We start from the raw sequence: 8,333 nt of genomic DNA on the forward strand, positions 1-8,333 counted from the left end.
TTGAGCTTCCGGACCCCAGGAGCCGGCAGGGCGATGCGCTTGCCCCGCCGACCGCGACTGCTTCTGCCTGTGGCGATCGCTCTGGTGGCGATCATCGCGCTGTTCTTTCTCTTCTCGGGTGTTTATACCGACTATTTGTGGTTCGACTCGACCGGCTTCACGTCGGTCTTCAGCGGTGTGGTGCTGACCCAGATCGTGCTGTTCCTGGTCGGAGCGGTGCTGATGGTCGGCATCGCGGGCGGCAACATGCTGCTGGCCTTCCGCACGCGGCCGATGTTCGGGCCCGCGATGTTCGGCGGGGGCAGCGGCGCCGACCGCTACCGGATGGCACTCGATCCCCACCGAAAGCTGATCTTCATCGTCGGCATGGGGTTGCTCGCGCTCTTCTCCGGCTCCTCGTTCGCGGGGCAGTGGCAGACGTGGCTGCAGTTCATCAACGGTGCGACGTTCGGCAAGCAGGACAAGTTGTTCGGGATGGACATCTCGTTCTTCATGTTCGACTACCCGTTCATCCGCATGGTGCTGAACTTCCTGTTCACCGCCGTGATCATCTCGATCGTGCTGGCGGCGATCACGCACTACCTCTATGGAGGGTTCCGCCTGCAGTCGCCGGGCGTGCACGCCTCCAGGGCGGCCCGCGTTCACCTGTCAGCGCTGCTGGGCATCTTCGTGCTGCTCAAGGCCGTGGCCTACTGGATCGACCGGTACGGACTCGTCTTCTCCGACCGGGGCTTCGTCCACGGGGCCTCCTACACCGACGTCAACGCGGTGCTGCCGGCCAAGACCATCCTCGCGATCATCGCGCTGATCTGCGCCGCGCTGTTCTTCGCCGGCGTCGTGCGCCCCGGCGGCATGTTGCCCGGGGTCTCCTTCGGCCTGCTCGTGCTCTCGGCCATCCTGATCGGCGGCGTCTACCCGGCGCTGGTCGAGCAGTTCCAGGTCAAGCCCAACCAGCAGCTCAAGGAGGCCGCGTACATCGATCGGAACATCGATGCGACGCGGGAGGCGTACAACGTCGACAAGACCGAGGTCGAGACCTACAACGCGCAGGCCGACCCGACCAAGGTCGAGACCAACGGCGACACCTCCGTCTCCGGCGTGCGCCTGCTCGACCCGGCGCTGGTCTCCTCGACCTATGAGCAGACGCAGCGCATCAGGGGCTTCTACAGCTTCGCCGACCCGCTCGACGTCGACCGCTACCCCGACAGCACGGGCAAGATGGTCGACCACATCGTCGGCGTACGCGAGCTGACCAGCCCGCCCGAGGGCCAGAACAACTGGATCAACCGGGCCCTGGTCTACACCCACGGCTATGGCTTCGTCGCCGCGCCGGGCAACCAGGTCGACAGCAGTGGCCTGCCCAACTACGACGCCAAGGACATGCCGGTCATCGGCCCGCTGGTCAACAGCACCAAGCTCAAGGAGCCGCGGGTCTACTACGGCGAGGACCCAGCCTCCTCCTCCGAATACGTCATCGCGGGCGGCAACCCCAAGAACCCGCAGGAGCTCGACTATCCGGAGACGGGCGACACGGGCCAGAAGAACACGACCTACACCGGCCGGGGCGGAGTGCCCGTCGGCTCGTTCATCAACAGGCTCGTCTACGCCGCCAAGTACAGCGAGGCGAACATCGTCCTGTCGGGCGACATCAACGACAACTCCAAGATCCTCTACGTCCGCAACCCGCGTGACAGGGTCCAGAAGGTCGCGCCTTACCTGACGCTCGACGGCAACCCCTACCCGTCGATCGTCGACGGGCGCATCCAGTGGATCGTGGACGGTTACACCACGTCCAACGACTACCCGTACTCGCAGAGCGAGAGCCTCGGCGACATGACGCGCGACACGTCCACGGACCGCCGCGTGATCGCCCAGCAGCCGAGCGACAAGATCAACTACATCCGCAACTCGGTCAAGGCCACGGTCGACGCCTACGACGGCACGGTCAAGCTCTACGCCTGGGACAACAACGACCCGGTGCTCAAGACCTGGAGCAACGCCTTCCCCGGCACCATCCGGCCGGCCTCGGAGATGAGCCCGGACCTGCGCCAGCACGTCCGCTACCCGGAAGACCTGTTCAAGGTGCAGCGCTACACCCTGTCGCGCTACCACATCACCGACCCGTCCGCCTTCTACAGCGGCCAGGACTTCTGGAACGTCCCCGGCGACCCGACCCAGGGCGACAAGAACATCAAGCAGCCGCCCTACTACGTGACCACCACGATGCCGGGGGGCACGCCGTCGTTCTCGCTGACCACGACGTTCGTGCCACGGGCGGGGCCCAACCTGGCGGCGTTCATGGCGGTCGACTCCTCGGCCGGCGGGGACTACGGGCGAATGCGCATCCTGCGCATGCCGTCCAGCACCCCCATCCCGGGCCCAGGCCAGGCCCAGAACTCCTTCCAGAGCCGTTTCGCCGGTGAGCTCAACCTCCTCGGCGTGGGCGCCTCGTCGGTCCGCTACGGCAACCTCCTGACACTCCCGTACGCGGGCGGCCTGGTCTACATCGAACCGGTGTACATCCAGGTGGCCGCGGGCGGCGGGCAGGAGCCGTACCCGATCCTGCAGCGTGTCCTGGTGTCGTTCGGCAGCAAGATCGGTGTGGCACGCACGCTGGAGGAGGCGCTCCAGGAGGTCTTCGGCGGCGAGCAACAGCAACAGCAGCAGCAACAGCCGAGCGATGAGCAGGCGCAGCCGAACCAGTCCAACACGGCGCTGAATTCGGCGATCGGCAACGCCAAGAAGGCCTATTCGGACGCGCAGAAGGCCCTGCAGGCCAGCCCGCCCGACTGGGACGCCTACGGCGATGCTCAGAAGCGGCTGGAGGATGCGCTGAAGGCGCTGGAGGGCGCCAACGCGCAACAGCCACAGGCGTCACCCTCGGCCACGCCTTCGGCATCCCCGAGCGCCTCGCCAAGTGTCATACCGTCAGCCTCGCCATCGGCCTCGCCATCAGCGTCGCCAACGACGTCACCGACGGGGGACACGGGTTAGCCCATTCAGTTTGCGCCCACCCTGCGGCACCGATACTCTTAAGGAGCAAGACGACGCGGGGTGGAGCAGTTCGGTAGCTCGCTGGGCTCATAACCCAGAGGTCGCAGGTTCAAATCCTGCCCCCGCTACCAGGCCGAAAGCCCGGGATCCGGAAACGGAAACCGGGCTTTCGAATGTAAGTGGCGGGAATTCTCCGTCACAAGCACTCCTGGGAGCCTGTAGAGTAAGTGTTAACACACCAACGCGGGGTGGAGCAGTTCGGTAGCTCGCTGGGCTCATAACCCAGAGGTCGTAGGTTCAAATCCTGCCCCCGCTACCAAGGAAAGCCCCCGGCCAATGGCCGGGGGCTTTTTTGTTGGCCGCAATGATGATTACATCATTACATGACCGAACCTACGATCTATGAATGGGCAGGCGGCACCGAGGCCTTCGAGCGGCTGACCGAGGTGTTCTACCGCAGTGTCCTCAAGGACGACCTGATCGGGCCGTTGTTCGCGCACATGGACCCCGATCATCCGCAACACGTGGCGATGTGGCTGAGCGAAGTCTTCGGCGGCCCCGACCGCTACACCCATGAGCGCGGCGGCTATGCGAACATGCTCCGCCACCACCTCGACAAGGCCATCACCGAGCCGCAGCGCCGCAGGTGGGTGAGCCTGCTCATGGACGCGGCCGACGAAGTGGGGCTGCCGGACGATCCGGAGTTCAGGGCCGCGTTCGCCGGCTACATCGAATGGGGTACCCGGTTGGCCAGGTCCAACTCGCAGCCGGGCGCGACGCCCCCGCTTGAGGCGCCGGTGCCGCACTGGGGCTGGGGAGTGGCGCCGCCGTACCAGCCTTAGCCTGGAGGAATGGGAGGCAGAGGGCGGCTGCGCGTCTACCTCGGAGCGGCGCCGGGGGTGGGCAAGACCTACGCCATGCTCAGTGAGGCGCGCCGGGCCCGCGAGCGGGGCAAGGACGTGGTCGTGGGCTTGGTCGAAGTACACGACCGCGCCCGCACCGCGGCCCTCCTCGACGGCCTGGAGATCCTGCCCCGGCAGAGCCTGACGTACCGGGGGGCGACGTTCACCGAGCTCGACCCCGCCGCCGTGATCGAACGCGCCCCCACGCTCGCCCTCATCGACGAGCTCGCCCACACGAACGTCCCCGGCTCCCGCAACGCCAAGCGCTGGCAGGACGTCGAGGAGATCCTCGAGGCCGGGATCGACGTCGTCTCGACGCTCAACATCCAGCACCTCGAATCGCTGAACGACGTGGTCGAGCAGATCACCGGGGTGACGCAGCGGGAGACCGTACCGGATGAGGTGGTGCGGCGGGCCGACCAGATCGAGCTGGTCGACATGTCCCCTGAGGCGCTGCGGCGCCGGATGGCCCACGGCAACGTCTACCCGCCCGAGCGGGTGGACGCCGCGTTCGCCAACTACTTCCGCGTCGGCAACCTGACCGCCTTGCGGGAGCTCGCCCTGATCTGGGTGGCGGACAAGGTGGACGAACAGCTCGACCGCTACCGTGCGGACCACGCGATCGCCGGCACCTGGGAGGCGCGCGAGCGTGTGGTGGTCGCGCTCACCGGAGGCCCGGAGGGCGACACGCTCGTACGGCGCGCCGCGCGGGTCGCCGCCAGGGGCAAGGGCGCCGACCTGCTGGCCGTGCACGTCACCAGCGCCGACGGGCTGACCACGGGCGCGGACCCGGCGAACCTGGTACGCCAGCGCGCCCTCATCGAGAATCTCGGCGGCACCTACCACCAGGTCGTCGGCCACGACATTCCCCGCGCGCTGCTGGAGTTCGCCCGCGGCGTGAACGCCACCCAACTCGTGCTCGGCGCGTCCAGGAGGAAACGGCTGCTCACGCGGGGCGTGGGCGTGACGACGACGGCACTGTCGGGATCGATCGACGTGCACATGGTCTCGCACGAGGCGACCGGGCAGGGCCGCGCCCGGCCGAGGCCGGGGGCCGCGCTGACCGTTACCCGGCGACTGTCCGGCTGGGCGCTGGTACTGCTCGGGATGCCGCTGCTCACGCTCGCGCTCCGGCCGCTGGACCTGACGTTGCCCACGGAGATCCTGCTCTTCCTGCTGCTCGTCGTGGCCGCCGCGCTGGCGGGCGGCATGTGGCCGGCGCTGACGGCGGCGCTGCTCGGATTCGGGCTGCTCAACTGGTTCTTCACGCCGCCGCTGCACACCCTGACGGTCGCCGAGCCGGAGAACGTGGTCGCGCTGGTCATCTTCGTACTGGTGGCGGCCATGGTGAGCACCGTCGTGGACCTGGCGGCACGGCGCAGCAGGGAGGCCGCGCGATCGCGGGCCGACGCCGAGGTGTTGTCCACGCTGGCAGGTCATGTGCTGCGCGGCGAGTCGGCGCTGCCGTCGTTGCTGGCGCGGACGCGGGAGACGTTCGGGCTGAGCGCGGTGACGATGCTCGAACGGGGCGACGCGGGCGAATGGCGGGTCGTGTCCACCTCCGGCGGAATGCCCGCCACGAGCCCTGGCCAGGCCGAGATCGATGTCGTGATCGACGACCGGCTCGTGCTGGCCGCGCGCGGGCGGCTGCTGGAGGCCAGTGACCGGAAGGTGCTGGAGGCGTTCGCGGCGCAGGCGGCGGTGGCGCTGCGGCAGCAGCGGTTGCGGGAGGTCGCCGACCGGGCCGGGCCGCTGGCCGAGGCCGACAGGATGCGCACGGCGCTGCTCGCCGCCGTGGGTCACGACCTGCGCACGCCGCTCGCCTCGGCCAAGGCGTCGGTGGAGAGCCTGCGCAGCACCGAGGTCACCTGGTCCGACGAGGACCGCGCCGAACTGCTCGCCACCGCCGACGAGTCGCTGATCAAGCTGAACCGGCTCGTGTCGAACCTGCTCGACATGAGCCGCCTGCAGGCCGGAGTGCTCGGCGTGCGACTCGAACCGGTGGCGATCGAGGACGTCCTGCCGCACGCCGTGGACGACCTCGGCCCCCTCCGCGACCGCCTCGCGACCGACATCCCGCCCGACCTCCCCGAGCTCACCGCCGACCCCGCGCTGCTGGAACGGGTGCTCGTCAACCTGATGGCGAACGCGCTGCGCCACAGCCCGGCCGGTGAACCCGTACTCGTCCACGCGAGCTGGCACGGCGAGAACGTCGAGATCCGTGTCATCGATCGCGGCCCCGGCATTCCGGTCGAAGCGCATGAAAGGGTGTTCCTGCCCTTCCAACGGCTCGGTGACCGCGACAACCACGCGGGCGTGGGCCTCGGCCTGGCGCTCTCGCGCGGCCTCACCGAGGCGATGGGCGGCACGCTCGTCCCCGAGGACACGCCAGGAGGAGGACTCACCATGACCATCTCGTTGCGGCGGGCCACATGACGCGCGTGCTCGTGGTGGACGACGAGCCGCAGATCCTGCGGGCCCTGCGCGTCAACCTGGTCGCCAGGCACTACGAGGTCGCGGTCGCGCCCGACGGCGGCACGGCGTTGCGCGAGGCCGCCCACTGGCACCCCGACCTGGTCATCCTCGACCTCGGGCTGCCCGACCTCGACGGCGTGGAGGTCATCCACGGCCTGCGCGGCTGGACCTCGGTCCCGATCATCGTCCTGTCCGGGCGGGGGGACAGCACGGACAAGGTGGACGCGCTCGACGCCGGCGCCGACGACTACGTGACCAAGCCGTTCAGCATCGACGAACTGCTCGCGCGGGTGCGCGCGGTGACCCGCCGCACGGGGCAGCACGACGAGGAGATCACCACGGCCCGGGTCGGCGATCACGTCATCGACCTCGTCGGCAAGACGATCTCAGGAGGGGTACGCCTGACGCCGACGGAATGGCACTTCCTGGAGATCCTGCTGCGCAACCCCGGCAAACTGATCAGCCAGCGACAACTCCTGACCGAGGTCTGGGGCAACGCCTATCTGAAGGAAACGCACTACCTGCGGCAGTACATGGCACAACTGCGGCGCAAACTCGAACGGGATCCCGCGCATCCCGTGCAGCTGCTGACCGAGCCGGGAATGGGTTATCGGTTCCAGCCCTCGGCGTAGGGCCGTTGTTCAGGGCTTGCCGGCCATCTGGAACGATTTCTGCACGGCCCAGCCCATCAGCGTCAGGCCGAAGAGCACCTGTATGAGGCGCATCCAGAGGGAAGAGCCCTGGTCGGCATAAATCACAATGCCCACCCACATCAGGCCGAATATCCCGACCATGATGACCGCCGCCCAGTTCAGCCACCGTTGCCACATATTGGGAAGTCTTACAGTTGCTCCGCCAAAGGCGGGTATGCCCGAAGTCGGCATCGTGCCAGTGGGCAGCAACGGTGCCCCTTGGCTGGTTACGCGGCGATTTCCTTGGCCGCTTGGCCGGGCCGCAGGGTTTGGCCGTGTAGTTGAGGCGTGCTGTGTCCTCTACCTGAGGGGCGCTGCGTCCTCTGCCTGAGAGGCGGCGCTTTGGCCTCTACCTGAGGGGCGCTTCGGCCTCTACCTGAGGGGCGCTTTGGCCGGTTACCTGGGGAGTGCGCGGCCGGTGCCGACGCAGCGGCGCAGGCGCATGCCGCGCCGGCGCTGCGGGACCGAGGCCTCCAGACAGGCGAGCAGCGCGGCCGCCGTACGGGCGTCGGACAGGATGCGATGCACCGCCTCGCCGTCCTCCGGGAGCTGGCCACGCTCGGCGAGCTCGTGCTTGAGGAACGCCAACGGGTCGGGCGCGCCCACGGTCTCGGCCGCCACGGTCGCCCGCGCCGCCGTCAGCAGGCGCAGGTAATGGGTCCGCAGGACGGCCTCACGCATGCGGGCGTGTTCGAGGTCGTCGATCAGAGTCCTGGCGACTCGCAGCAGGTCTCCCGCGTGAGTAGCCTCGTCGGCGAGGAATGAGCGGATGTCGTCGAACTCCGACCGGGTCATAGCGGCCACCTCCGGGAGAGCAGTCTGCTCGTGAGTACTTCGTACCGGGGGGCGATTGCGGATGACTTGCCGTCGGCTTGCGCAGACTGTCGGTCATGGGAGCGTGGGACAGGTTTGAGCGTCAGCTGGTCAGGGGAGAACCTCCTGATTACCTGGATCGGCGTGAGTGGGTGCGCCAGGCTGCTAGAGTTGCTTCCCGCAGGGCGGTCGAGAGGTTCATCAGAGTCTCGGAGGCGCCCGGCAAAATCCCACTATCTTCATGGTCGTCCGGTGCGGCGTGCGCGTCCACTCGGAATGGCTGGTAAGTTAGAGGGGTTGTCTCCGAAAGGGGACAAGGATTAATTCCAGCAGGTCGAGCAAGTCGGGTCAATTTGACAGGGACTTGAACGGCTGAAAGAATTAAGACACAACGAAATGAACGCCCTCGGGGCGGGGATCGCGAAAGTGGCTCCTGGTTCGGGTGTACGCGTCCGTT

6 protein-coding genes and 2 tRNA genes are annotated in these 8,333 nt (G+C 67.8%); 6 read left to right on the forward strand and 2 right to left on the reverse strand.

Annotated features, from left to right (window positions below; all coding sequences use genetic code 11):
* The first annotated feature begins 33 nt into the window (after positions 1–33).
* From ACFPZ3_RS39670 to ACFPZ3_RS39695, 6 genes are all read left to right on the forward strand, one after another.
* Entirely contained in the window at positions 34–2,994 is a 2,961-nt protein-coding gene (locus tag ACFPZ3_RS39670; RefSeq protein ID WP_379519508.1) for a UPF0182 family membrane protein, read from the forward strand.
* A gap of 54 nt (positions 2,995–3,048) precedes the next feature.
* A tRNA-Met gene (locus ACFPZ3_RS39675) sits at positions 3,049–3,125 on the forward strand.
* A gap of 111 nt (positions 3,126–3,236) precedes the next feature.
* Positions 3,237–3,313, forward strand: a tRNA-Met gene (locus tag ACFPZ3_RS39680).
* Between the two features lie 64 nt (positions 3,314–3,377).
* Positions 3,378–3,836 carry a group II truncated hemoglobin gene (locus ACFPZ3_RS39685; protein ID WP_379519509.1) on the forward strand — a complete coding sequence of 153 codons (459 nt, stop codon included), beginning with the start codon at positions 3,378–3,380 and terminating at the stop codon, positions 3,834–3,836.
* A gap of 9 nt (positions 3,837–3,845) precedes the next feature.
* Positions 3,846–6,332: a sensor histidine kinase gene (locus ACFPZ3_RS39690; protein ID WP_379519510.1), complete on the forward strand. Its 2,487-nt coding sequence runs from the start codon at positions 3,846–3,848 to the stop codon at positions 6,330–6,332.
* Complete coding sequence (locus tag ACFPZ3_RS39695; protein ID WP_379519511.1) at positions 6,329–7,003, forward strand: response regulator; 675 nt, start codon at positions 6,329–6,331, stop codon at positions 7,001–7,003. Before ACFPZ3_RS39690 ends, ACFPZ3_RS39695 begins: the two co-directional genes overlap by 4 nt.
* 9 nt (positions 7,004–7,012) lie before the next feature.
* Here ACFPZ3_RS39695 and ACFPZ3_RS39700 read toward each other — a convergent pair whose 3' ends face one another.
* Both ACFPZ3_RS39700 and ACFPZ3_RS39705 read right to left on the reverse strand, forming a co-directional pair.
* Positions 7,013–7,201, reverse strand: a complete 189-nt coding sequence (locus ACFPZ3_RS39700) for a hypothetical protein (RefSeq protein WP_379519512.1) — start codon at positions 7,199–7,201, stop codon at positions 7,013–7,015.
* A gap of 258 nt (positions 7,202–7,459) precedes the next feature.
* Positions 7,460–7,858 carry a hypothetical protein gene (locus tag ACFPZ3_RS39705; RefSeq protein ID WP_379519513.1) on the reverse strand — a complete coding sequence of 133 codons (399 nt, stop codon included), beginning with the start codon at positions 7,856–7,858 and terminating at the stop codon, positions 7,460–7,462.
* Positions 7,859–8,333: the final 475 nt, after the last annotated feature.

This window comes from Nonomuraea insulae (genome assembly GCF_042656245.1).